Below are 23,638 nucleotides of genomic sequence, written 5' to 3'. Positions count from 1 at the left end.
ACCGCTATTATCGGTTCCAGTGATGCGCGGCCAAGAGGCTTCTCGCGAAGGCCTTGGCTTGCGCCTGAGTTAGGGGAGGATGACATGAGTGCAGCCGGAAATGAGCCGCTTGCCCGCCAGGCGCTGGCGTTCGTCCTGGCCGGCGGTCGCGGCAGCCGGCTGCTGGAGCTGACCGACCGGCGCGCCAAGCCCGCGGTCTATTTCGGCGGCAAATCCCGCATCATCGACTTTGCGTTGTCGAACGCCGTGAACTCCGGCATCCGCCGCATCGCGGTGGCGACCCAGTACAAGGCGCACAGCCTGATCCGGCATCTCCAGATGGGCTGGAACTTCTTCCGCCCCGAGCGCAACGAGAGCTTCGACATCCTGCCCGCGAGCCAGCGCGTGTCGGAGAACATGTGGTATGTCGGCACGGCTGATGCGATCTACCAGAACATCGACATTATCGAGGCGCACGCCTGCCGCTTCATCGTGGTGCTCGCCGGAGACCACATCTACAAGATGGACTACGAGGTGATGCTGCGGCAGCATGTCGACAGCGGCGCCGACGTCACGATCGGCTGCCTTGAGATGCCGCGTGCGGAATCCTCCGGCTTCGGCATCATGCATATCGACGAGGATGGTCTCGTCAAATCATTCCTGGAAAAGCCCGCCGATCCGCCGCCGATGCCGGGCAAGCCGGATGTTTCGCTTGCCAGCATGGGCATCTACGTGTTCGACGCGAAATTCCTCTACGACGAGTTGAAGCGCGACGCCGAGGATCCGAAGTCGAACCACGATTTCGGCAGGGATATCATCCCCTATATCGTCAAGAACGGCCGCGCCATCGCACATCAATTCTCCACCTCCTGCGTGCGGACCGGCACCGAACCGCGCTCGTACTGGCGCGACGTCGGAACGGTCGATGCGTACTGGGCGGCTAATATCGATCTCACCGACGTGGTACCGGAGCTCGATTTGTTCGATCGCGCCTGGCCGATCTGGTCTTATTCCGAGATTACGCCGCCCGCCAAATTCGTGCATGACGAGGAGAGCCGGCGTGGCCACGCTGTAAGCTCGCTGGTCTCGGGCGGCTGCATCATCTCCGGTGCCTCGCTGCGCCGCTCGCTGCTCTTCACCGGTGTGCGCATCAACTCATACGCCAATGTCGAGAACGCGGTGATCATGCCTTACGTCAATGTCGGGCGCGGCGCACAGTTGAAGAACGTCGTGATCGACCGCGGCGTGGAGATTCCCGAAGGACTTGTCGTCGGCGAGGATCCCGAGCTCGATGCAAAACGCTTCCGCACCACCGAGCAGGGCATCTCGCTCATCACCCAGACGATGATCGACAGGCTCAATACATGACGGCTGTTCGCGTCCTCGCGGTCGCATCCGAAGTCTATCCCATCATCAAGACCGGCGGCCTCGCGGATGTCGCCGGCGCGCTGCCGATTGCGCTGAAGGCGCATGGCGTCGAGATGCGCACACTGATGCCGGGCTATCCCGACGTGATGCGGTTGCTCTCGGGCGTGGAGGAAATCCGGCGCTGGCCGGATTATTTCGGCGGCCCGGGCCGGCTACTCGCAAGCTCACACGACGGGCTCGATCTGTTCGTACTCGACGTGCCGCATCTCTATGACCGGCCGGGCAATCCCTATGTGACCGCAGAGGGTACCGACTGGCCGGACAACGGCGTGCGCTTCGCCGCATTGTCGCGCGTGGCGGCCGATATCGGCCGCGGTCTCGTTCCGGCTTTCGTGCCCGATGTCGTGCACGCCCATGACTGGCAGGCGGGGCTCGCGCCGGCCTACCTGCACTATGACAATCGTCCGCGGCCCGGCACCGTGATGACCATTCACAACATGGCCTATCAGGGCAAATTTTCGCGCGAGCTGGCCGGTACGATCGGCCTGCCCCGGGAGGCGACGTTCGACGTCCACGGGCTCGAATATTTCGGCGGCATCAGCTTCCTGAAAGCCGGACTGCAACTCGCCGACCGCATCACCACGGTGTCGCCGACTTACGCGCAGGAGATCCAGAGCGACGAAGGCGGCATGGGGCTCGGCGGCCTCTTGCGTGAGCGCGCAGGCGTGCTGAGCGGCATCCTCAACGGCATCGACATCTCGGTGTGGAATCCGCACACTGATCCGCACATCGCCTATCGCTTCAGCGCCGAGGAGCTATCGTTTCGTTCGGCCAACAAGGCGGCGCTGCAACAGCGGCTTGGCCTCGATCCGCGGCCGGACGCGCTGCTGCTCGGTGTCATCAGCCGCCTGTCGTGGCAGAAGGGGCTCGATCTCCTGCTCGAGGCCATGCCCACGATTCTGGGCGATGGAATGCAATTGGCCCTGCTCGGCAGCGGTGATGCCGAACTACAGGACCGCTACCAGGGAACCGCACGTGGGCATCCGGGCCGAATCGCGGCCGTGATCGGCTATGACGAGGCGCTCGCGCATCTCATCCAGGCCGGCTCCGATGCGCTTGTGGTGCCGTCGCGGTTCGAGCCGTGCGGCCTGACCCAGCTCTGCGCGCTGCGCTACGGCGCCGTACCGATCGTGTCGCGCGTCGGGGGTCTCGCGGATACCGTCAGCGACGCGGCGACGGGCTTCACATTCGGACCGGTCACATCCCAAAACCTCTCGGCCGCGCTGGGACGCGCGAGCTTCGCCTTCCATGACAAGCCGGCATGGCGACAATTGCAGCTCACGGGCCTTGCGACCGACGTCTCCTGGCGCAACCGGGCGGGCGAGTACGCCGCGCTCTATCGCGGCCTGATGGCATCCCGCCGCACGGCGTGACCACCGTCGAATCCATGCTATAGAGCCGGCATGGAACCCCTCGCGATCAAGCTGATCGGCTTTGCCGCCGCCACCTGCACCACCGTCGCCTACGCGCCGCAAGTCATCAAGGTCTGGAAGACCCGCTCGGCGCGCGACATTTCACTCGGCATGTTCCTGATCATGGTGCTGGGCCTGGCGCTCTGGCTCGTCTACGGCCTGCTCTCCGGCGACGCCCCGCTGGTCGCGGCCAACGCCATCACCATGCTGCTCGCCGGCGGCATTCTGGTGATGAAGCTGAAATACGGCTGAGATTTTCTTCTCCCTCTCCCCGCTTGCGGGGAGAGGGAGAAGATCAGCCGCCGAAAACATAAGACGCCATCGCGACGTTCGCGACCTCGTCGACGAAAACGCGCCTGCCCACGTCGCTGCCCGCGGCACCGGCCGCCACCATCAGCGGCAGCAGATGATCCTCGCGCGGATGGGCGAGACGCGCACTCGGCGCATTGTGCCAATCGACCAGCATCGCGTTGCGACGCGCCGCATCGCTCGCGCTGATCGCCTCGTTCAGATAGGCCTCGAAATCGTAGGAGACGGGCTTTGACTCCGCGCGCCCGAAACCGCGCATGTTGTGATAGGTGAGGCCGCTGCCGACGATCAGTATGCCCTCGTCGCGCAGCGAGGCGATCGCCTGCCCGACCTTGACGTGCTCGGCCGCGTCGTAAGTCGATTTCAGCGACAACAGCACGATCGGCATGTCGGCGTTCGGATACATCAGTCCGAGCGGCACGAAGGTGCCATGGTCAAAACCCTGATTGGCATCCTCTCGGCATTCGACGCCCGCGCGCGCAAGCAGCGACTTTACTTCCGCGGCGAGCTCGGGCTTGCCCGGTGCCGGATATTTGAGGTGATAGGTATGCTCGGGGAAACCGTAATAGTCGTACACCATCGGCGGATGCGCTGAGGTCGACACGGTGAATGCATCGGCCTCCCAATGGCCGGTGATGACGAGCACGGCCTTCGGCGGCGCCGGCAAAAGCTGCGGCAGTCGGCCAAACTCCGCGGCGGTCTTGGCATATTGCACCCGCCTGTCCTCCATGAACGGCCAGGGGCCGCCGCCGTGAGACAGGAAGAAGGTCGGTAATCGCGTCATGGATGTCGGCTCGCCTATTTCGTAACATGCGCGTGTAGCAGCCGCGCAATCGTCGGCGAGCATAGGCAAACCCGTATGGTTAGCAAGTCGTTAATGATTTGCCTCCCACAATCCCAGGCGTGGCCGAAGGAATCGGCCGGAAGACATGCGAGTACGAGATGAAGAAGTTTGCGCTGGGGGACGTCGTCAACAGTGACAAGGGCCGCCGCGGCGTCGTTCGCGCCGCCTACAGGTCGAAAGAAGGCCAGCAGTTCTATGCCGTCGAGAAGGACGGCGCGATGGACTATCTGGAGGAAGCTCGGCTGAGCCCGGCCCCCCGCGTCGAACTCGCGGCCTAAGTCCAACTCATTTTTTGCTCTCGCGCGCGAGCCGGTCCAGGCGCCCTACCCAAGGGTCGTCGCCGCTCGCGATGCGATCGTTCGCGATCAGCAGCATGCGATCGCGGTCTGCGGCCGCGTCCCAATGCGGCAGCTCGGCGCCGTTGGGATCGCCGCTCGTTGCAAAATTGATCCAGTAAGCGCGGATGCGGTTTGCGACCTCGCGATCCCGTCGCGAGAAGATGCCCGCGCCTGGCACGCCCTCCACGCCGAAGATGAACTGCAATTCCCGCCCGTGCCCTTCGTCGGAATTCCCGCGACGGGCCTCCGGCACGTAAGCAAGACGATAGCGAAAGGTCGGCGCGCCGGTTGCGGCATGAAGCCGGGCCAGCAATCGCACCGGCTCGGAGAAGACCTTGTCGGTGTAGACACTGGCCGCGAGGTCTGACGGCCTGGCGATGTCCGGGTAGAGCTTGCGCAACTCGTCGATGCTCGTGCCCGAGGAAGAGAACGCTTCCTTGATCTCCAGCTCACCGTCAAAGCGCGTCTCGTCATCATTCGAGCCGATGATCATGGGAATGCGGCTCTCATGTCCTGCCGAAAATCCCGCGGCGATGTCTTCCGTCACCAGGCTTCCATCCACCGCCGGCGCAAAACTGCGTGGCGATTTTTCCTGCAGCGTATTTTCAGCGGCAAGCAGCCGCGCTGGCGTAGCTGCGCGGACATCCGCCCCCTGCCCGAGCGCGGCGACGAACTGCCGGCCCACAGCCTCGGCCTCCTGCGGCGCGTGCAAGCGCGCACGGCCGGGGACCGATTGCAGAATGGCTTTCTGAAACAGATCGCGCGATTGCGCGCACAGCATCAGGAGCGCAATCGATGTCGCGCCAGCGCCGTTGCCGAACAGGGTGACGTTGCTCGAATCGCCGCCGAAAGCCGCAATGTTGTCGTGCACCCAACGCAGCGCCGCGATCTGGTCCATCAGGCCGTAATTGCCGGAGCCGCCTTCCGACAACGCGGGATGCGTAAGCCAGCCGAGCGCGCCCAGGCGATAATTCACGGTCACCACGATGAGGCCGGCCTGCGCGAGCCTGGCACCATCAAACAGCGGATCATTCGCGGTGCCGGTGACGAAATCACCGCCATGAATGAACACCATGACCGGCAACGGGCCGTCGACACCAAAGGGCCGAAACACGTTGAGTGTGAGGCAATCCTCGCTCGCGCCCGTCATCAGAGGTTGGAGACAGGGCGCGCCGTAATCGTAGACGGTGCGCATCTCCGAACTCTCGGGCGTTGCCTGCGGGGAACGCCAGCGCAACGCGCCGACCGGCGGCATCGCATAGGCGAGCCCCCTGAAGGAGGCCACCTCGCCTTCGACGGCGCCAAGCATCTGGCCTTCACGCGTCAAGGCAAATGAAAATTGTCCAACCGGCTGGGCCACGGCCCACCCTGCGCAGCAGAGGACGACGGAAGCCGCAACGAGCGCAAGCAGGGACCGCATCTTCAGGGGATCTCGATGCGCGGTAAGATTCCCCGGGAGGTTACGTCCGCGGCCCGCGGCGAAGCAAGCTTCGCGACTGCAACTAGCCGCCTTTGGCGATAATCTCCGCCAGCGCGCGCCGCGCGATGATGCCGAGCTCGCCGAGTGTGGAATGGCCGGATTGTGCCGCCTCGATCAGGCGCTCGGCGATGAGCCGGCGGCTGTCGTGATCGCCGCCATGCGGCAATTGGCGACACGTCTCCTCCAGGACGACGTCCATGTTGGCTTTGGTCCGTTCACTCAACTCTGTCATGACGCCCGGTCGGTACGCGTGGCTTGTAGGCGCAAGCATACACAGACGGATCGTACATGATTAGCCCGGGCAATCACGGCCATTGTGCATCGCAATGCGTGCATTGAGGCAACCTTCGCGCGGCCACGATGACGCCGCAAACGACTACCGAAGATTGCACTGGTCCTGATGACAAGCCGAACCGGCGGCGATAGCCTGCCGGCAAAACAAAAGCACGGGAGGAATGCCATGCCTGACGCAATGGTCGCCGCACGTGAGTCCAAAGCGGCGAGTGGAACAGCCCAACAGGTCGATGTCGCCGTGGTCGGCGCCGGATTTTCCGGCCTCTATCTTCTCCATCGCCTGCGCAAGGCCGGCCTCACGGCGGTCGGCCTCGACGAGGCCGGCGATGTCGGCGGCACCTGGTACTGGAACCGCTATCCCGGCGCGCGCTGCGACATCCAGACCATCGACTACAGCTACACCTTCGACCCCGAGCTCGATACGGCCTGGACCTGGTCCGAGAAATACGCCACCCAGCCCGAGATCCTGCGCTATCTCGGCTTCGTCGCCGACCGCTATGATCTGCGGCGCGACATCCGCTTCAAGACCAAGGTGACTGAAGCCAAATGGGACGAAGCGACTGAGCGTTGGCAGATCAGCACCGACAACGGCGCGCCCGTTTCCTGCCGTCACTACATCATGGCGACCGGCTGCCTCTCCGCGCCAAAGCCGCCGGAGATCGACGGCGTCAAGGATTTTGCAGGTAAGGTCTATTTCACCGGACGCTGGCCCCATGACGGCGTCAATCTCGCGGGAAAACGCGTTGCCGTGATCGGCACGGGCTCGTCGGCCATTCAGTCAATCCCGCTGATCGCCGAACAGGCCGCGCATCTCACCGTGTTCCAGCGCACGCCGAATTTCGCCCTGCCGGCGGGCAACGGTCCGGCACCGGAGGATCGCAAAACCTTCTTCGAGGGCGACCGCGCCGCATACCGCGAGCAGGCACGCCAGTCGATGACCGGCGTACCGTATCCGCAGCAGACAGTCGTAAGCTGGCAATTGAACGATGCCGAGCGCCGCGAACGCTTCGAACGCGCCTGGGCCGCCGGCGACCTCGTCCACATCCTGACCCAGCTCTGGGCCGACCAGGGCGTCGATTTCGACGGCAATGCGCTGATCGGCGAGCTGATCCGCGAGAAGATCGGCGCTGCCGTGAAGGATCCGGAGACGGCGGCGGCGTTGATGCCGCACGACCATCCGTTCGGCGCAAAACGCCCCTGCCTCGACACCAATTACTACGCCACCTACAACCGGCCGAACGTCACGCTGGTCAATCTGCGCCAGGAGCCGATCAAGGCGATCACCGCAAGCGGCATCACGACCGGAAAGCGCAGCGTCGATGTCGACGTCATCGTGTTCGCGACCGGCTTCGACGCCATGACCGGCGCGATCCGCGCTGTGCACCCGATCACCGGGCGCGGCGGCAAGTCGCTGACCGACGTCTGGGCGCAGGGGCCGCAGACCTATCTCGGGCTCACGGTTGAGGGCTTCCCGAACTTCTTCATGATCACGGGACCCGGCAGCCCGTCGGTGCTGTCGAACATGGCGGTGTCGATCGAGCAGCATGTCGACTGGGTCGTCGATCGGCTCAAAGCGCTGCGCGACGCCGGCTTCACCACGATCGAGCCGACTGAGACGGCGCAGGCCGGCTGGGGCCGGCACATGACCGACTGCTCGATGGTGACGCTGCACCGGCTCGCCAACACTTGGTACACGGGCGCCAACGTGCCCGGCAAGGTGCAGGGCCTGATGCCCTATACCGGCGGCGTCGGCCCCTATCGCAGCATCTGCGACGAGGTCGCGAGCCGCGGCATGCTCGGCTTCAAGCTCACCGGCCCCGACGGAGCCGCGCAATGCAATGACGGCGAAGTGGTGCGGCTGCAACCCGATGTGCGGCTGGTGCTGAACTTTCTGGCAACGCTCAACCTGCCGCCGATCGAGTCGATGGGTGCACAGGGCGCGTGCGCCTTCATCAACGAGTTCAACAAGGGTCGTCCCGCCGGACGACCGATCGGCGACATCGTCGACGGCACGCTGCCGAGCACCGACGGTCCGCTTCCCTATCGTGTCTACAAGCCCGCAACGCCGGGGCCGCACCCGGTCGTGGTCTATTTCCACGGCGGTGGCTGGGTTCTCGGCGACGAGCAGTCCGACGAGCCGTTCTGCCGCGATATGGTACGGCGGACCGGCATGATGTTCGTCAGCGTCGGCTATCGCCACGCGCCGGAGCATCGTTTCCCGACTGCAGCGGAGGACGGCTATGCGGCGACGCGCTGGATCGCCGAGCATGCCGTGGAGCTTGGCGGTAAGCCGGGCCCGGTTCTGGTGGCGGGCTGGAGCGCGGGCGGCAACATCGCCGCCGTCACCTGTCAGCTCGCGCGCGATCGCGGCGGGCCGGAGATCGCCGGCCAGCTCCTGGTGTGCCCCGTGACCGACTGCACCTTCGACCGTCCCTCCTACAACGACAATGCGACCGGCTACTTCCTGACGCGCTCGCTGATGTACTGGTTCTGGGACCTCTACTGCTCGCCGGCCGACCGCACCGATCCGCGCGTCTCGCCGCTGCGCGGCAAGGTCTCAGGGTTGCCGCCGGCCTTCGTGGTGACCTGCGAGTTCGATCCCCTGCGCGACGAGGGCATCGCCTATGCCGAGGCAATGGCGGGTGCCGGCGTCCCGGTCGAGCAGCTCAAGGCGCGCGGCCATTTCCACTCGTCTTTCGCGATGGTCGACGTGGTGATCACGGGCTCCCAGGGCCGGGTGCAGATGGCCGAAGCCTTGCGCCGCTTTGCCGGGCTTCCGCCAGAGGTTCGGCATGGCGACGAGAACAGCCATGGCCACGCCAGCCCGGGACACAAAATCGCAGCGGCCGCGAGTTGAGCCGCACATCGGCCGGGGAACCATTTCCCGGCCGCTGCGTTCATTGATGTGGCATTGAGATGCAGCGATTGGTGTGGGCCCCGGCACGCTAGGTTGTGTGCTGGGGTTCTTTTTTGCGTGAGGAGAGGACGATCGGGGACGTGTCGGCTGCGGATTCAAAAAAGGTCGACTTCGGCGCGCTAGCCGCGCTGCATAAATGGCCGTCGCTTGCAAACCAGCGAAGGCCGGACCGGGAGCCCTATCAGGTAAGCCAAGGCACGCTCGACGAATGCATCTCGGCCTTCATGGAGAAGCCAGCCGCAACCCGGCACCTCTATGAGATCCACACAGCGCCGCAGCCGCCGCTGGTGACCGACATTCTCTCGGCCGAGCACGTTACCGAGCTGTCGCGGCTCAGGGAGTTTCTCTGAGGCGCGTCAGCGCGGCAGGCTTCTTTCCTGCTTCGTGTCACTTGGGCAGGAACCTTCTTCTGGTTTTTCCCGTTATCGGAGATCGGAAGCCAAGGCGTGAGTGCCTGAGATGCTTGAAGCCAGCGTGCCCTATGGAGCAGATCAAACCCTGTTCGTGGTGATCGATCGCCGCGACAAGGGGACTGAAATCCGTGTCGAGCGAAGCGACCTCGAAGCCACGATCGGCGATCTTGTCGCCGGTTGCTTCAACGATCCCATCAGGGTGATCTCGTTCAACACGCTTGAACACTGGACAAAGGACATCTCGACCGAGATCGCCGGCGAAATTCGTGCGCGATGCGATATCGACGGCATCCGGCTTCCCGATTATCTCAGCGACTTCGTCGAGAGCCACATCTGATCGCGCATCGCCCCCGTCGACGCGCGGCAACTCACACGCAACAAAAAAGCGCCGCTTCCGCGGCGCTTTTCGTGTGGCAGCGCTATTGTCTGAGCATGATCTTATCGGAAAACCGCTTCGCACTTTTCCGGATCATGCTCTAGTGATGCCAGAACAATGCCAGCAGCAGAATGATCGGCAGCGGCACGCCAAGCAACCAAAGCAAAGCACCTTTTCCAAAACCCATGATGTCCTCCTCCATGTTCAAGACTGACATGACGCAGGGGACGAGAAGAAGTTCCGAGCTTTGACGCGAGGGCGAATGCGTTCAGTGCATGGGTTGCGGGAGTTAGGCGCGCCGCCTGCTGGCAATGACCTCGATCTCCTGGCGGCGTTCGCCGGCGAAGGTCAGGAGCTTTTCGATCGTCAGCGTATCCGTGATCCGTTTGGCGAGCCGCTCGGCGCGCGCGGCCTGATCTTCGAGATGCTGGATCGTGGTCAAGCGCCGCCTCCCCGATGGCTCCGAATTCGAGCCGCGATTTGTCTAGGCGGCCATGGTGCGACAGAGCAGCTAACAGCCGGTTAAGCACAGCGCGTTGGCATCGACGAACCGCGCCTTATTGCACAACGTCGAGCCTGACATTGGCGAGGCCCTTGTCGACCATGCCGAGCGCCTCGGCCGCGGACGGAGAGATATCGACCACGCGCCCGCGAACAAAGGGCCCGCGATCGTTGACCCTGACGGTCACGAAGCGACCGGAGGACACATCGGTCACGCGCAGCTTGGTGCCGAACGGCAAAGTGGGATGGGCCGCGGTCAACTCGTTCTTGTCGAACTTCTCGCCGCTCGCGGTCTCGGTGTCCGAGTAGAAGCTCGCAACGCCCTGCGACGCCGTCGACCTGGCGCTCGCTGTGTCATGAGACGGACGCGGCCTGTAGATTGGCCGCGGATGCAGCATCGCCACCCTGTGCGGATGCACGATCGCCGCTTGCCGGCTTGCGCTGGAAAATTCGGCCTTCTGGCGGCCGGCCGGCGATTGCGCGCATGCCGCAAGCGATGCGGCGCCGATGATGACGAGCAGCCACCGGCACGGGGATGCGAGTGAAATCCGGGCACTTTCGGTACGTGCAAAGCGAGACATGATACGCCCTCCGAACAACCCTGAGTTTCGGTAGGCAATGAGGGCAGAACCTTGGCTGAAGAAAAGCGGCCTTGCGGCCACGGCCGTTTCGCGTCGGCTGTGACGATTCCACCACAGTCGATGTCCTGAATCGGCAAAAACTCGCGAAAAATCAGCTAGATACGGCGCGCCAGATGATCGGGGGCGTCTCCGGCCGAGCCTCACCGGCCTCGGCGTCGCCCCTCAGGAGCCGCATGAGTTCACGCCGATAGAGCAGCCGCCAGCCGGTTTTCAGGCTGGCGAGAAAGTCGAGCTCCCGTTGTGTCAGTGTGCACATCCCGAACCCGATCAAGTTGCGAAGGCCGCGTCGTCAGCCGACGAGGCCCCCCATCGCTTTGACGTCCGCGCTGCCGGGGAAGACCGTTTCAGCCAGCACCTTCTCCTCGACGCGCAGATGATCCCTCAGCAGGCCCTTCAGCACGGCGCGCAGATCCGTAGTCGGCTTGAGGTCGCGGTCCTCGAACAGCTGCGCAGGCTTCAAGCCCGGCCAGTCCGCGATCACCCGGCCGCCCGCGAGGCCGCCGCCGATGAGGAAGGCGACCGTGCCGGTGCCGTGGTCGGTGCCTTGCGTGCCGTTGATGCGCGCGGTGCGGCCGAACTCGGTGACGACGGCGACGACCGTCTCATGCCAAGCCCCACCCATGTTGCTTTCGATCGCCGCAAAGGCGCCGTCGAGCGCCCCGAGCAGATTGTAGAGCTGGCCCGAAGCGGCCCCCTCGGCGATGTGCGTGTCCCAGCCGACGAAGCCCATGGCGCCGACGCGCGGGCCGTCAGGTTTGGCGAGATAGCGCGCGGCTGTGCCGGCGGCTTCGGCGAAATAGGCGCGCACACGCGCGATGCCGGGCGGCATCAATGTCGGATCGTCCGACATCGGATCGCCCACGCCGGGCGCGCCGCCGAGCGAGGCGAGCTTCATGCGCGCCTGCAGCACGCTCGCGAGCTTCGGGTCGGTGTGCTGGTAGAGATCGAGCAGGCGGTTCTGCGTGTCCTCGCTGGCCGGCAGGAGTTTTTGCGGCACCCATGTCATCACCGGTGCCGCGCCGCGCACCACCAGCGGCGTCACCGAGCCGATGCCGAGCGCGCGGCTGCCGCGCGGGTCGACGCGCCCGCCCGACTCCAGCGCGAGCAGCGCGCGGTTGAGCCATCCCGATCCGGTGACGCCGGGCTTGGTGAAGCCGCTCTCCAGCACGTCCTGGCCGTCGAAATGCGAGCGCTCGCGATAGGGCGTCGCGGTGGCATGAACGATCGAGGCTTTGCCGCTCTTGTAGAGCCGGTGCAGGTTCGGCATCGCCGGATTGAGCGCAAAGAACGCATCGAGCGGCAGCACCGGGGGCTTGCCGTCCAGCGCCAGCGCGCGATCGCCGCGGAGCGAGATCCAGTCGGGATCGCCGACCGGCGCGACCGCGCCAAGGCCGTCGAGCGCGCCGCGCAGGACGATGACGAGCAGGCGCGGATCGCGCCCTTCGGCGCGCGCGATCCGCGGCATCTGGCTCCATGCGAACAACGCGCCCGAGCCAACCAGAAGCTCGCGCCGCGTGGGCAAATGATTGTCCAAGCCCATGCTCACCTCCTCTGAAAATCCGCCGACATGAACAACAACGCCAGCGCCTGCTGCCGGCTTTCGGCGCGGCCGACAGCCTGCTTCACCTCTGGTGCGATCTCGGAGGCGAAGACATCCTCGATGATCACCTGCGGGTCCGCAGTGGCCGCCACGCGCTCGGCAAAATTATTGGCGATGTCGAGCCGCCGGCCGACGCCGTCGATCCAGCTTGCCTCGTCATCCGGATAGCCCTTCGGCGCCGACGGGCGCCACAGCCCTTCGCCGAGCAACTCCTGGCCCCCGGTGAAACGCGCGGGGTCGACGACCGTGATCCCGGTCGCACGCACCATGCCGACGCCCCATTCACCCGGACGCTTGAGCTTTGACGGCGGCCCGCGCCACGCCTCGTCGGACGAGACCATCGTGATCGCGACCTGCTTGAGATCGCCCTCGGTGTCGCGGAACGTCTTCGCCATTTGCTCGACGAGTGCCGGAGGCGGCTCGTCGGCGACGAAATGCCGTGCGAGCTTGGTTGCGACATGGGTCGCGGTCTGCGGCTGTGCGGCGAGATCGCGCAGCACGGCGCGGCCCTGCTCGGCATCCTCCTGCTCGTAGCGCTTGCCGAGCACGGTCTGCCCGCCGGGCTCGTGGAGCCGCGGGTTGAAGGTGAATTCGCCGCCGTGCTCGGGATTGTCTCCGGGCGGAACAAGCGTCCATCCCGTCAACACATTGGCAAAGCTGATCACGTCGTCCTGGGTGTAGCCGGTCCGCACACCCAGCGTGTGCAATTCCATGATCTCGCGCGCAATGTTTTCGTTGAGGCCGCGGCTGCGGTTGATGCCGGCGATCGAGTTCGCGCCCATCGAGCCGAGATTGTCGAGATAGAACAGCATCGCCGGGTGGCCTTCGACCGCCAGCAGAAGATCGACGAAGTGGCCGAGCGCATTGGCACGAATGGCCTCGCGCTCGTAAGCGCCCGACATGCTCTGGATCTTGTAGGCCGAGATGCAGAAATGGTTGGACCAGAACCACACCAGCCGCTCGGCAAAACCGATGTCGGCGCCGAGCGCGGCTTCCGTGCGCAGCTTGGCTTCCTGCAAATAGATCGGCCGTCCGGGATCGGGAACGGCTTCGGCCGCCTGCTTGGCTGCCATTTCAGCAGCGTCCTTCTCGGCGCCCGAGGCTTGCGCCTGTCCCTGCATCTGGTCTTCCGACATGACGGGCGTCGCAGCCGCCTGCTGCTTCTTTGCCTGCAGCTGTGCCTGCTTGGCGCGCGCCGCGCGCCGCGCATTGGCGTCGGCCACCGTGCGGTAGGCCTTTGCGCTGGTGGGAAGGCCGGCGGCTGCGGTGAGCACCAGCGGCCGGTCAAGCTCGGCGATCAGCGCGCCGCGCGGGTCGGTCCCGACGGCAGAAATCGAACCCGGTCGCGGCCCCATCCCGAACCGATGAAGCGCCAGCACAGCTTCGGACTTTGCAGAATTGCTCATGGCGAACGCCCAATTCTCCAAGCTACCCCGACGGCAGCGCGTTGTTGCTGCGTCAGGCGACGAACCGTAATGCTACAGATCGTAACATTAGAGCGAAGCTTGCGCAAGCCGAGATTGAAAGCCGGTCCCGGCTGCCCCAACGAAGCGAGCGCGCATCCGCAAGCCAGCGGATGCGCCGGAGTTGCCTAGAAATTCGGCCCGAGCGCGATCTTGGTGATCGTGCCGTTCCTGACGCCGATGCGCCATTCCGCCGAGCCGTTGGCGAACTGGGCGACGTAGATGTCGCTGTCGAGCGCGGTGACGCCTCGGAACGACACCGCCCGCAGCGCGCCGAGCCGCGTCAGAATCGCCTGGTCGAACGGAAGCTGCTGGCGCGTGATATCGGCCACTTCCGACGTCATGTGCTCGTAGTCCGGCTGCCCCTTGCCGACGCCGTCGATGTAGCTGCGCAGCATCTCCTCGCCATTGGCGATCGGAACGGCACGGCGCGCCACGCGCCCCGGCCGTGCGCCGAAATTCGAAGCCTCGACATTGTGAAAGCGCGTCTGCCGTCCCGGCACCAGGATCTCCATGCACCGCCCCGACTTGTCGGCAATCACCCACGGATTGTTCACAGTGGTCCAGGCGGCCCAGGACGCGTTGGCCCTGACGACGCTCTGCGTCTTGCGATTGCCGTCAGCGTCGAGATTGAAGACCTGGATGTCGTCGCCCATCTCGTTGTAGACCATGATCCTGATCGGCGAAGTGGCGGCGCGGCCGCGCACGCTCGCTTCCTCGGAGCAAGGTACGATGCCGCCGAGTTCGTCGTTGCCGTCGGGACGGAAGATCACGTCGCCAGCCTTGCCGTCGGGCTCGAGCAGCACGCGGAATTCCGCCGTGCCGTTCTCGAACTTTGCGCCATAGATGTCGTAGCCGCCGGGGCCGACACCGCGGAAGAAGATCGATTCGACCGGACCGAGCGCCACGAACGCCGCGTGCAATTCATCCACTTGGCGGTGGACCTTGGCGGCGAGCGGCGCGCTCATGCGGTCGTAATTCGGCGTGCCGCTGCGCAGATCCTCGACCCCGCGCAGGATCATCTCCTTGCCGCCGTCGACCGGGACCTGCTCGCGGAAGCGATCCGGAACTTCAGCGACACGGCGCGCGAAGTCCGCCTCGATCGCCTGCGCCGCCGCAGCGTCGATCCGCGGCGCGAGGCGGGCGCCGAAGACCCCGTTCTGGACCAGCACGCGCGCCACCTTGGCTTGCTGGTCGCGCAGAAAGATCAGCAGATTGTCACCATGGATGGAGAATGCGTCGGCCCCTTCGGCGAGAAGCGCGGCCGGACCCTGCACGGTTTCCTGCACTAGCAGACGATCGCCGTCGCGCCGCACGGTCAGCACGCGGTTCGGCGCGATCCTGTACCAGCCGACATATTGGTCGAGCGACGCCGGGTCCGCGGCCGCGGTCGGCATCTCGGCGACGCGCACCGCGCGCACGTCGCGGCCATTCATGTGAAGCGTCAGCTCGGACGTCCGGCGCTCCGCATCGATCGGGAACGTGATCTCGCCGAACGAGGCCGCGTAGGATGCAGTGCCGTCATGGCCGACCGTCACGCGCAGTCTGCGCTGCCCGGTGAGCTGCCCATAGAGTTCGTCGCCCTCGCGGAAGATGGCAAACACCGAAGCCGGGCCCATGGCGTAGAAATTGACGAAGGGACGATAGTGCTGAGCCGGCGCCTCGCCGAAATCTGCCGCGAGCGGCGCCGGATCCGGCGTGCGATAGGCGATCATCCCGGCGGAGACGACCACGGCCGGCACGATCGCAGCCGCAATCCACAGCCGTTTGCGCCAGCCGACCGCCACGGGCAAGGCGGCGGCCGCGATGATGCGCTCGACGCGCGCACGCACGGTCGAGGCCCGCGCCATCGCGAGCTCCACCGGCCGCGGCTTCACCGACGTCGCAACGTCGAGCAGGATTTCGGCATAGGACAGCCTGTCGTCGATCACCTCGATCGCCTGCGCATCGCTGATGATCTCGGCAAGCTCGGCGAGACGCGCGAGCTGCCACCACGAGAACGGGCTGAACCAGAACACCGCGCGGTTGAGCGAGGCAAGCAGCAGGATATAGAAGTCACGATTGGCGACATGCGCGCCCTCATGCGCGAGCACCGCGAGGCGCTTCTTGGCGTCCCAGCCGAAAAATTGCGGCGGCACCAGAATGGTCGAGCCGAAGGTGACGGGACCGCCGACGTCGCCGCTGACGCGCACGTCGGCATCGATCATCTGCGGGCCTTTCATCGGCTTAGCCGCCCGCGCCAGGCGCCAGGTCAGGCAGAGGCCGATAGCGAGCCGCAACAGCAACAGGCCGGCGACACTGGCATAGACGATGCTGACCACCAGCCGCCAGTCGATCGAGATGGCAGTCTTCATCGTCGGCGCAATGGCTGCACCGGGCGCGATTGGCAGCGCATGCGGCGGCGTCTCGAGCAGCGAGATATCGGCCGGCCACAATTCGTCCGGCACCGGCACCGACAAGGGCAGCCGGTCGATGGTGAGCGTCGGCCAATGCATCACGAAGGGCATCGCCATCGACGCCAGCAGCACGACGATCCACGCCGTCATGTGGACGTGCGGATTGCGCACGCGAAACAAATTGAGACCGAACCAGACGACGCCTCCCAGCACGAAGGAGCGTAGCGCCGCCTCAGCCAGAGTTGCGATCATTCTTTCTTCACTCCCCTTGCCTTCTTCGCCTTGGCCACCTGGTCGGCCAGCGTGCGCAATTGCTGCTGATCGAGCATCGCGTTGTCCACCATGCCGACGAGGACCTCCTCGATCGAGCCGTTGCAGAACCAATCGACGATACGCTGCACCGCCTTGGCTGCCACCCGCGCGCGCTCTTCGGCGGCATGGTAGACGTAGGTGCGTCCGTCTACGGTGTGGTGAGCATAGCCCTTTTCCTCCAGTCGGCGCAGCACCGTGCGGACGGTGGACTCCTTCAGACGGCGCGACAGCCGCTCGCGCACGACCTCGGCCGTCACCGGACCATGGGCCCAAACCAGTTGCATGACCTCGTGCTCGAGGTCGCCCAGGTCGGGCAAACGATCGTCCATGGTGGCCTACCTAGCGGCTTGAGTTTTCTTGTAACGCTACAGATCGTCGCATATACGACCCCGCCGCGCAACGGCGATTCCACCTGAAATGGTATCGCCGTGCTGACCCAACGGTCGTCTTGCTTCATGCGGTCGTCATGCCCGGGCTTGTCCCGGGCATCCACGTGCTTGGTACCGCTGGGCCAGGCGTGGGTGGCCGGGCCCGCAGGTTCAGTACCTCGGCTCGTACATCTGCGACTGGACCAGGCCCTTCACGTCGTTGGGCGCGGGTCCGTCGGCGAGCCCGCGCTGATAGGCGACGTCTGCGACAGCAGTGGCAATCCCGACAGAGACCTCGCGGATTCGCGGCAACGCCGGATAGAGGCTGCCCTGTGCGAGATCCTCCTTGCCGACGCAATTGGCGAGCGAGTGGGCGGCGGCCATGAACATCTCGTCCGTGACCAGCCGCGATCCGCTGGCGATGACGCCGAGGCCGACGCCGGGGAAGATGTAGGAGTTGTTGCCCTGCCGCGGCACGAAGGTGCGGCCGTTCAGCGTCACCGGGTCATAGGGGCTGCCGCAGGCGAACAGCGCGCGGCCCTCGGTATAGCGATAGGCATCCTCCGCCGAGCACTCGGCCTTCGAGGTCGGGTTGGACAGCGCAAACACGATCGGATGTTCGTTCAGCCCGGCCATCGCCTTGAGCACCTCGGGCGTGAAGGCGCCGCCGACGGCAGCGACGCCGATGATTGCCGTCGGCTTCAGCGTCTTGATCGCGGTGAGGAACTCGGCAATCGGCGCCTGGTCGGTATGCGCATAGCGAAGCTTGTGGCCGGACAGGCTATCCCGGCCGCTGACCACGAGGCCGCGGGAATCCACCAGCCAGTTGCGCCGAAGCGCCTCGGCCTCGGTGGCGCCCTCCGCCATCATGGCGGAGACCACGAGATCCGCGATACCGGTTGCTGCCTCGCCCGCGCCCAGGAACAGGATCCTCTGATCCCTGAGCTTGCCGCCAGAGACACGCAGCGCCGAGAACAGGCCGGCGAGCGCCACCGCCGCGGTGCCCTGGATGTCGTCGTTGAAGACGCAGGCCTCGTCGCGATATTTGTGCAGCAGCTTGAACGCCGAATGGTTGGCGAAATCCTCGAACTGGATCAGCACGCCCGGAAACGTCTTGCGCGCGGCGACCATGAATTCGTCGACGAAGCTGTCGTAAGCCTCGCCCGTGAGGCGGCGCTCGCGCAGGCCGAGATAATAGGGATCGTTCAACAGCTCTTCGTTGTTGGTGCCGACGTCGAGCACGATCGGCAGGCAATGCTCGGGATGAACACCGGCACAGGCCGAATAGAGCGAGAGCTTTCCGACCGGAATGCCCATGCCGTTGGCGCCGAGATCGCCGAGACCAAGGATGCGCTCGCCGTCGGTCACGACGATGAGTTTTGCGGGATTGGGCCAGTTCTTCAGAATGTCCGCGATCTGGCCGCGGTCGCGCGAGGAGATGAACATGCCGCGCGGCCGCTGGTAGATCAGGCCGTATTTCTGGCAGGCGAGCCCGACCGTCGGCGTGTAGATGATCGGCTGGATCTCGTCGATATTGTCGACGACGACGCGGAAGAACAGCGCTTCGTTGCGGTCGTGCAGCGCGTTCAGCGCGATGAATTTTTCCAGATCGGTCGGCAACGTGCGCAGATTGGTGAGCACGCGCTCGACCTGCGTCTCCATCGTCAGCACGCAAGGCGGCAACAGGCCGCGCAAGCCGAGCGCGGCGCGCTCCGCTTCCGTGAAGGCAGTGCCCTTGTTGAGCAAGGGATCGCGCAGCAGCGTCATGCCGTGAGCGGGATCGGACGATGTCGGTTGGGCGCTGACCCGAGCAGGTCTATTCACGAATTCCCCCAGGGAGTTTCTTATTGAAGGGCAAACATTGTCGGTCAGCGCTCACCTGAGATCAAGGACGTTGCCCCTGGCGCAGCGATTGTGATCTCGCACCGCAGCGAGATTTTCGCGAGACGCTGCAACCTACGCGACGCAAAAGTTAACGCCGCGACGCTATTCCGCCTTGATGTCGGCGGCCTTCACGATCGGCCACCATTTCTCGGTCTCGGCCTTCTGGAAGGCCGCGAGCGCTGCGGGCGATTGCTGGTCCGGCGAGGGTATCTCCTGCCCCAGTTCGGCAAAGCGCTGCTTCACGGACGGATCGGCAAGCGCGGCAACGATGGCCGCGTTGAGCTTTGCGACAATCTCCTTCGGCGTGTTCTTCGGTGCCCAGATGCCGTGCCAGTAGGAGATGTAGAGACCAGGCAGGCCCGCCTCGTCGACGGTCGGGACGTCGGGCGCGGAGGCGAGCCGCGTCGGCGACGTCACCGCGAAGGCCTTGATCGCCCCGTTCTTGTATTGCGCCAGCGAGTTCGAGGCCTGGTCGAACATGATGTCGATCTGGCCGGCCACGAGATCGATCATCGCAGGCCCCGCGCCGCGATAGGGCACGAACTGGAAATCGGTGCCGGTCTTCTCCTTGAAGAAGACGCCGGCGACATGCGCGCCGGTGCCGGCCCCGGCGGTCCCCGCAGTCGTCTTGCCGGGATTGGCCTTCAGCCACGCGATCAGCTCCTTCAGATTATTGGCCTCGAGCGATTTCCGGCCGACGATGAGCTGCGTCCCCATCGCGACCAAGGCAACCGGCTCGAAATCGGCGATCACGTCGTAAGGAAGCTTGAAGATGGCGCCGTTGAGCACATGCGTGCCCCAATGGCCGATGGTGATGGTCGTGCCGTCCGCGGCCGCCCGCGCGACGCGGGCACCGGCGATGCTGCCGGAGGCGCCTGCGACGTTCTCGACCACGACCGTCGCATGCAGTTCGGCTGCGATCCGTTCCGACAGGATTCGCGCCAGCGTATCAGTCGGCCCGCCCGCCGCGAACGGAACCACCAGGGTGATGGGACGCGACGGAAAGGACTGTGCTCCGGCCGGAGCGGTCCACACCGCGGATACGATCAACGCACAAATGACGATTACATGACCGCGCAATCCGGCCCACAGCCCCCGCATCATTCTCTTCCCACCGTTTTTGTCGCCCGCATGTCATCAGCGGACTGGAGCCGGAGTGAACGCTGTCGGGTGAGCGGAGGCAAGCTGGAAGTTTGTAGGGTCGCTACCCGGCCGCCCGCCGCGGCGTGAGGTTGGTGGCCACATCGGCCGGCGGCGCGACATGCATCAGGATGGTCTGGGTGGCAGATGCGACCTCGATGCCGTTCTGCTGGAAACGCTGTTTCATGCGGCGGTTGAACTCGCGCTGGACGGGCCAGCGGCCGGCCTCGGTGCAGCGGATCTGGCCGACGATCGACACCATCGCGCCGTCGACCTTGTCGATGCCCCAGAGCTCGAGATCGCCGCGGATCAGCCCACGGAGCTCCGGCTCGCGGCGCATGTCGTCGACGATGTCCTTGAGGATCTGCCCCGCGCGGTCGGTGTCTTCCTTGTAGGCGACGTTGACGCTGACGGAGGCGTTGCCGGCGCCGCGGCTGGCATTGGTGATGGTCGTCACCGCGCTGAACGGCACGATGTGCACGGCGCCGTCGCCGGCGCGCAAGCGGATGGTGCGGATCGAGACGTTCTCGACCACACCGGTGAGACCGGACACGCTGACGGTATCGCCAACCTGGACCGTGTTCTCAAGCAGCAGGAACAGGCCGGTGATGAGATCCTGCACCAGCTTCTGCGAGCCGAAGCCGATGGCAATGCCGACGATGCCGGCACCTGCCAGCAGCGGCGCGACATTGACGCCGATCTCGCTCAGCGCCGTGAGGCCGACGACGGTCGCAATCACGCAGAGCAGCGCGGTCCGCAGCATCGGCTGGAAGGTGCGCAGGCGCGCGGCGCGGGCGTAATGTCCGTCCCGCGACAGCGTGTTGATCTGGCGATCCAGCAGCGCATTGCTGGCTTCCCAGACCGCTGCGGCAATGAACACGGCGAGGCCGATCGTCGCCGCCGCCGAGATCAGCCGGCTGCCGATCTGACCTCCATAGAACCAGACGAGGGCGTCGACGCCCCAGACCTCGAGCACAGCCACGAAGCCGATGAAGCCGATCACGCCCGAGACAATTTTGCGCAGCAGCGGCAGATAACGATTGGCGCGGATCTCCAATCCCGGAAAGCGCTGGAGGATCTCCGGATTGATGCGGAAGCCGCGGTCGATCAGGCTCAGCGCCACCATGGTGGTGACGCGCGTGATCAACACGACTGCGATGGTGCCGACGAAATATTGCAGCAGCAGCGAATAGCCGTTGCGAATGTTCAGCGCCCAGACCGCCCACAGTGCGAGATCGAGCGCGATGGCGAGATAATGCCAGCCACCGGCGATGCGGCCGCGCAGGCGCGCCGCAATCCCCTGCCGGTCTGCAGGCGCACGAATGGCGTCCGCGACTTGGCGGCGGCATTGCAGGATAATGACGACGACGAAGAGATGCACGATCAGCATCACCATGCGCAGCAGCGCGGCATAGCCGGCGCGATGCAGGCCGAGCAGCAGCGCGACATTGGCAAAGGCAATGCCGGACACGCCGACGCCGACGATGCGGCGCGCCCAGATTTCGATATAGGCCGCGGTCTCGGCACGAACCGGAAACAGGCCGAACGGCCCGGCCAGCGCACGCACGAAACAGATGAGCCCGCGGGAGAAGACATAGGCGTTGACGACGGCGAGGATCACGAGGCGGACGGTGGCGGGATCGCCGATCTCTGTACCGAGCAATGCGGTTGCGGCACCAACGAAGACGAGCACCGGCAGCAATTCGAGCACCAAACGCCCGAGCACGAAGGGCAGCCGCAGCAACAATTGCCAGACACGAGCGAGGCTGTGGCGGCGCTTGTGCAGTTCCGGCGAAGGGGTGACATCAGCCACCGATGACGGCGGATCGGCAATGGGCAGCACCCCCGCCGGCAGGCGCGCAGTCTGCGGCACCCGTCCTTCGAGGAACGCAACGGGACCGCGGATCAGGCGGAAGATCACCCACTCCGCCGAAAGGGCGCAGCCGAACACCAGCGTGAGCTTCCAGGCGATCTCGATGAGCAGATTATAGGCGTCGGGATCATTCGCGGTCCGCACGATCCAGTAATAGAACGCCGGAAAATGCGTGAGCGTCCGCGCCGCGTCGGCGACCTCCCGCGAGATATCGCCGATCTGCTCCGACACTGTGAGCAGAAGCTGCTCGCCGAGGCCGTCGGCCGAGAGCGGAATCGGCGATTTCGGCTCGAGGGTCTGTGGCGCGGGCTGCTGCTGACCCGACGCTGTCGCGATCGCGCGCAGGGTATTGATCATCTGTACGCGCTTCTGATCATCCTGCAGCGTTTCCAGCGCGCGCTTCGCTTCATCCGGCGACAGTGCGGCGGCATTGTTCGCCGCCTGCGGCGGCGGCTCGGCGCGGGCGCCGGAGAAGGATGAGATTGCGAGGAAGAGAGCAGCGAGAAGCGCGGGGGCAAGCTTATGCGACACGAGGATTCCTTGGAAAAAACAGATGCGCCCTGGCGGAATTGAAATCGTGAGCGTGCAAAGCGCATGCGTCATGTCGGATGGTGTTATTCGCCCGCGTCCTGTGTCGGAAGTTTGCCGATGAGGCGACCATCTCTTGGCATTTCCTTTGGCATTTGCTGCAACACAGGCATGATGGAACCGCGCCATGGCCAATGTCGCAAAAGCATGCGACATAACCGCGGGATTTTGGGGACTTCGCATGACACTGTTCGACCGGCGCCGGCTTGTGCTCACGGGAGCCGCCGCTTTGCTTGGCACACCGTCCGCGGCCGCGCAGAGCGGAGCGACCTTCAGTTATCGCGGCATCGCCGTCGACACCAGCGCCGCGCAGGGGCTGCCGAACCTCAAGGAGATCGTGGCCTCGCTGAAGCATCAGATCGACATCGTCGTCGACTGCGGCGCCAAGCCCGAGATCATGACCTTCTTCAAAAGCCAGCCCGTCTCGGTCAAGCCCGGACAGGGCGATGGCGGCGGACATTTCTCGTCCAAGGTCGATGGCGTCACGGTTGACGCTGCGGTCGTTGCGCCGGGGAAGCCGGTGCTGCTGCACGAGCAGTTGCACGCCTATCACTTCCGCATCCTGCCCGGCGCGATGCAGAATCCGGATTTGCTGCACTTCTACGACATCGCCAGGCAGAACGAGCTTTATCCGCCGGACGCCTGTGTGCTGAAGAACGTGCAGGAGTTCTTTGCCGTAACGGGAAGTCTCTATCTCCGGGGCAACGTCGACCGGCCGCCCAACGACCGCGCCACGCTGCACGACAAGCAGCCGGTCTACTATCGATGGCTCGATGATCTCTTCGGCGTGCAGAAGAAAGCGTAGTTTGCGTGGGCGGCGCAAAACGCACAGCGCCGGGCAGGTAGGGGCTATGCCACACTGATGCAGCCCTCTAGACCTTGACCCGGCGTGCCGTTCGCGGTTTTGCCGCTATGCGATAGTCCGAATGAGCTCCATCGCACTCAACGCGGCTGGCTCTGCGGAGGTGGTGTCATAGACCTCCCCTTGCTCTCGATGTGGACGATACGCGTCGCTTGTTTGCGACCGTTTGGATGGTCCTCCCGTGACATAAAACTGTCAAGCGGGATCAAAGGCCTGAGGA

General features: G+C 65.0%; 20 protein-coding genes. 8 read left to right on the top strand and 12 right to left on the bottom strand.

Going from position 1 to position 23,638, the window contains the following annotated elements:
* Nucleotides 1-84 precede the first annotated feature (84 nt).
* From glgC to ACPPVR_RS11320, 3 genes are read left to right on the top strand one after another with little or no spacing between them, the layout of a single operon-like run.
* The gene (gene glgC, locus ACPPVR_RS11330) at nt 85-1,347 is read left to right on the top strand and encodes a glucose-1-phosphate adenylyltransferase (protein ID WP_426614302.1); all 1,263 of its coding nucleotides are present in this window, start codon (nt 85-87) and stop codon (nt 1,345-1,347) included.
* Nucleotides 1,344-2,780, top strand: a complete 1,437-nt coding sequence (glgA, locus tag ACPPVR_RS11325; RefSeq protein ID WP_426614301.1) for a glycogen synthase GlgA — start codon at nt 1,344-1,346, stop codon at nt 2,778-2,780. The genes glgC and glgA overlap by 4 nt, the downstream gene beginning before the upstream one ends.
* Nucleotides 2,781-2,810: 30 nt before the next feature.
* Entirely contained in the window at nt 2,811-3,071 is a 261-nt protein-coding gene (locus ACPPVR_RS11320; protein ID WP_426614300.1) for a SemiSWEET transporter, read from the top strand.
* A gap of 43 nt (nt 3,072-3,114) precedes the next feature.
* Here ACPPVR_RS11320 and ACPPVR_RS11315 read toward each other — a convergent pair whose 3' ends face one another.
* A complete protein-coding gene (locus ACPPVR_RS11315) occupies nt 3,115-3,912 on the bottom strand; it encodes a DODA-type extradiol aromatic ring-opening family dioxygenase (protein WP_426614299.1) in 798 nt (265 codons plus the stop codon).
* A 158-nt stretch (nt 3,913-4,070) separates the two neighbouring features.
* On the opposite strand from ACPPVR_RS11315, the gene ACPPVR_RS11310 reads away from it, so the two are divergent.
* A complete protein-coding gene (locus ACPPVR_RS11310; RefSeq protein ID WP_426614298.1) occupies nt 4,071-4,250 on the top strand; it encodes a hypothetical protein in 180 nt (59 codons plus the stop codon).
* Between the two features lie 7 nt (nt 4,251-4,257).
* Here ACPPVR_RS11310 and ACPPVR_RS11305 read toward each other — a convergent pair whose 3' ends face one another.
* Nucleotides 4,258-5,730, bottom strand: coding sequence for a carboxylesterase/lipase family protein (locus tag ACPPVR_RS11305; protein WP_426614297.1), 1,473 nt, complete (start codon nt 5,728-5,730; stop codon nt 4,258-4,260).
* Between the two features lie 82 nt (nt 5,731-5,812).
* Nucleotides 5,813-6,061 (bottom strand): hypothetical protein, encoded by a 249-nt coding sequence (locus tag ACPPVR_RS11300; protein ID WP_426614296.1) that lies wholly within the window; start codon nt 6,059-6,061, stop codon nt 5,813-5,815.
* Nucleotides 6,062-6,250: 189 nt separating this feature from the next.
* Here ACPPVR_RS11300 and ACPPVR_RS11295 point away from each other — a divergent pair, with 189 nt between their 5' ends.
* From ACPPVR_RS11295 to ACPPVR_RS11285, 3 genes are all read left to right on the top strand, one after another.
* Nucleotides 6,251-8,941, top strand: a complete 2,691-nt coding sequence (locus tag ACPPVR_RS11295) for a flavin-containing monooxygenase (RefSeq protein ID WP_426614295.1) — start codon at nt 6,251-6,253, stop codon at nt 8,939-8,941.
* A gap of 131 nt (nt 8,942-9,072) precedes the next feature.
* Nucleotides 9,073-9,351 (top strand): hypothetical protein, encoded by a 279-nt coding sequence (locus ACPPVR_RS11290; protein ID WP_426616074.1) that lies wholly within the window; start codon nt 9,073-9,075, stop codon nt 9,349-9,351.
* 109 nt (nt 9,352-9,460) lie between these two features.
* A complete protein-coding gene (locus ACPPVR_RS11285; RefSeq protein ID WP_426614294.1) occupies nt 9,461-9,751 on the top strand; it encodes a hypothetical protein in 291 nt (96 codons plus the stop codon).
* A gap of 328 nt (nt 9,752-10,079) precedes the next feature.
* Here ACPPVR_RS11285 and ACPPVR_RS11280 read toward each other — a convergent pair whose 3' ends face one another.
* From ACPPVR_RS11280 to ACPPVR_RS11240, 9 genes are all read right to left on the bottom strand, one after another.
* Nucleotides 10,080-10,232: a hypothetical protein gene (locus ACPPVR_RS11280; protein ID WP_426614293.1), complete on the bottom strand. Its 153-nt coding sequence runs from the start codon at nt 10,230-10,232 to the stop codon at nt 10,080-10,082.
* Nucleotides 10,233-10,347: 115 nt separating this feature from the next.
* Entirely contained in the window at nt 10,348-10,872 is a 525-nt protein-coding gene (locus tag ACPPVR_RS11275) for a septal ring lytic transglycosylase RlpA family protein (RefSeq protein WP_426614292.1), read from the bottom strand.
* Nucleotides 10,873-11,221: 349 nt separating this feature from the next.
* A complete protein-coding gene (locus ACPPVR_RS11270; RefSeq protein WP_426614291.1) occupies nt 11,222-12,472 on the bottom strand; it encodes a DUF1501 domain-containing protein in 1,251 nt (416 codons plus the stop codon).
* A gap of 2 nt (nt 12,473-12,474) precedes the next feature.
* Nucleotides 12,475-13,938, bottom strand: a complete 1,464-nt coding sequence (locus ACPPVR_RS11265; RefSeq protein WP_426614290.1) for a DUF1800 domain-containing protein — start codon at nt 13,936-13,938, stop codon at nt 12,475-12,477.
* A gap of 185 nt (nt 13,939-14,123) precedes the next feature.
* Nucleotides 14,124-16,643, bottom strand: coding sequence for a M56 family metallopeptidase (locus ACPPVR_RS11260; RefSeq protein ID WP_426614289.1), 2,520 nt, complete (start codon nt 16,641-16,643; stop codon nt 14,124-14,126).
* Nucleotides 16,640-17,032: a BlaI/MecI/CopY family transcriptional regulator gene (locus ACPPVR_RS11255; protein WP_426614288.1), complete on the bottom strand. Its 393-nt coding sequence runs from the start codon at nt 17,030-17,032 to the stop codon at nt 16,640-16,642. The genes ACPPVR_RS11260 and ACPPVR_RS11255 overlap by 4 nt, the downstream gene beginning before the upstream one ends.
* Nucleotides 17,033-17,242: 210 nt before the next feature.
* Nucleotides 17,243-18,838, bottom strand: coding sequence for an NAD-dependent malic enzyme (locus ACPPVR_RS11250; RefSeq protein ID WP_426616073.1), 1,596 nt, complete (start codon nt 18,836-18,838; stop codon nt 17,243-17,245).
* Nucleotides 18,839-19,057: 219 nt separating this feature from the next.
* On the bottom strand, nt 19,058-20,056 hold the full coding sequence (locus tag ACPPVR_RS11245; RefSeq protein WP_426614287.1) for a tripartite tricarboxylate transporter substrate-binding protein: 999 nt from the start codon (nt 20,054-20,056) through the stop codon (nt 19,058-19,060).
* 103 nt (nt 20,057-20,159) lie between these two features.
* Nucleotides 20,160-22,499, bottom strand: coding sequence for a mechanosensitive ion channel domain-containing protein (locus ACPPVR_RS11240; RefSeq protein WP_426614286.1), 2,340 nt, complete (start codon nt 22,497-22,499; stop codon nt 20,160-20,162).
* Nucleotides 22,500-22,737: 238 nt separating this feature from the next.
* On the opposite strand from ACPPVR_RS11240, the gene ACPPVR_RS11235 reads away from it, so the two are divergent.
* Nucleotides 22,738-23,361 (top strand): hypothetical protein, encoded by a 624-nt coding sequence (locus tag ACPPVR_RS11235; RefSeq protein WP_426614285.1) that lies wholly within the window; start codon nt 22,738-22,740, stop codon nt 23,359-23,361.
* Nucleotides 23,362-23,638: the final 277 nt, after the last annotated feature.

The sequence above is a fragment of the Bradyrhizobium sp. McL0616 genome, from assembly GCF_049993385.1.
GTDB lineage: Bacteria > Pseudomonadota > Alphaproteobacteria > Rhizobiales > Xanthobacteraceae > Bradyrhizobium.
This window is presented reverse-complemented; position numbering and strand designations above follow the sequence as displayed.

What these genes read in the sequence shown, in the direction of transcription:
- glgC (WP_426614302.1), top strand. Translation starts at nt 85, where the DNA reads ATGAGTGCAGCCGGAAATGAGCCGCTTGCCCGCCAGGCGCTGGCGTTC.
- glgA (WP_426614301.1), top strand. Translation starts at nt 1,344, where the DNA reads ATGACGGCTGTTCGCGTCCTCGCGGTCGCATCCGAAGTCTATCCCATC.
- ACPPVR_RS11320 (WP_426614300.1), top strand. Translation starts at nt 2,811, where the DNA reads ATGGAACCCCTCGCGATCAAGCTGATCGGCTTTGCCGCCGCCACCTGC.
- ACPPVR_RS11315 (WP_426614299.1), bottom strand. Translation starts at nt 3,912, where the DNA reads ATGACGCGATTACCGACCTTCTTCCTGTCTCACGGCGGCGGCCCCTGG.
- ACPPVR_RS11310 (WP_426614298.1), top strand. Translation starts at nt 4,071, where the DNA reads ATGAAGAAGTTTGCGCTGGGGGACGTCGTCAACAGTGACAAGGGCCGC.
- ACPPVR_RS11305 (WP_426614297.1), bottom strand. Translation starts at nt 5,730, where the DNA reads ATGCGGTCCCTGCTTGCGCTCGTTGCGGCTTCCGTCGTCCTCTGCTGC.
- ACPPVR_RS11300 (WP_426614296.1), bottom strand. Translation starts at nt 6,061, where the DNA reads ATGCTTGCGCCTACAAGCCACGCGTACCGACCGGGCGTCATGACAGAG.
- ACPPVR_RS11295 (WP_426614295.1), top strand. Translation starts at nt 6,251, where the DNA reads ATGCCTGACGCAATGGTCGCCGCACGTGAGTCCAAAGCGGCGAGTGGA.
- ACPPVR_RS11285 (WP_426614294.1), top strand. Translation starts at nt 9,461, where the DNA reads ATGCTTGAAGCCAGCGTGCCCTATGGAGCAGATCAAACCCTGTTCGTG.
- ACPPVR_RS11275 (WP_426614292.1), bottom strand. Translation starts at nt 10,872, where the DNA reads ATGTCTCGCTTTGCACGTACCGAAAGTGCCCGGATTTCACTCGCATCC.
- ACPPVR_RS11270 (WP_426614291.1), bottom strand. Translation starts at nt 12,472, where the DNA reads ATGGGCTTGGACAATCATTTGCCCACGCGGCGCGAGCTTCTGGTTGGC.
- ACPPVR_RS11265 (WP_426614290.1), bottom strand. Translation starts at nt 13,938, where the DNA reads ATGAGCAATTCTGCAAAGTCCGAAGCTGTGCTGGCGCTTCATCGGTTC.
- ACPPVR_RS11260 (WP_426614289.1), bottom strand. Translation starts at nt 16,643, where the DNA reads ATGATCGCAACTCTGGCTGAGGCGGCGCTACGCTCCTTCGTGCTGGGA.
- ACPPVR_RS11255 (WP_426614288.1), bottom strand. Translation starts at nt 17,032, where the DNA reads ATGGACGATCGTTTGCCCGACCTGGGCGACCTCGAGCACGAGGTCATG.
- ACPPVR_RS11250 (WP_426616073.1), bottom strand. Translation starts at nt 18,838, where the DNA reads ATGACGCTGCTGCGCGATCCCTTGCTCAACAAGGGCACTGCCTTCACG.
- ACPPVR_RS11245 (WP_426614287.1), bottom strand. Translation starts at nt 20,056, where the DNA reads ATGCGGGGGCTGTGGGCCGGATTGCGCGGTCATGTAATCGTCATTTGT.
- ACPPVR_RS11235 (WP_426614285.1), top strand. Translation starts at nt 22,738, where the DNA reads ATGACACTGTTCGACCGGCGCCGGCTTGTGCTCACGGGAGCCGCCGCT.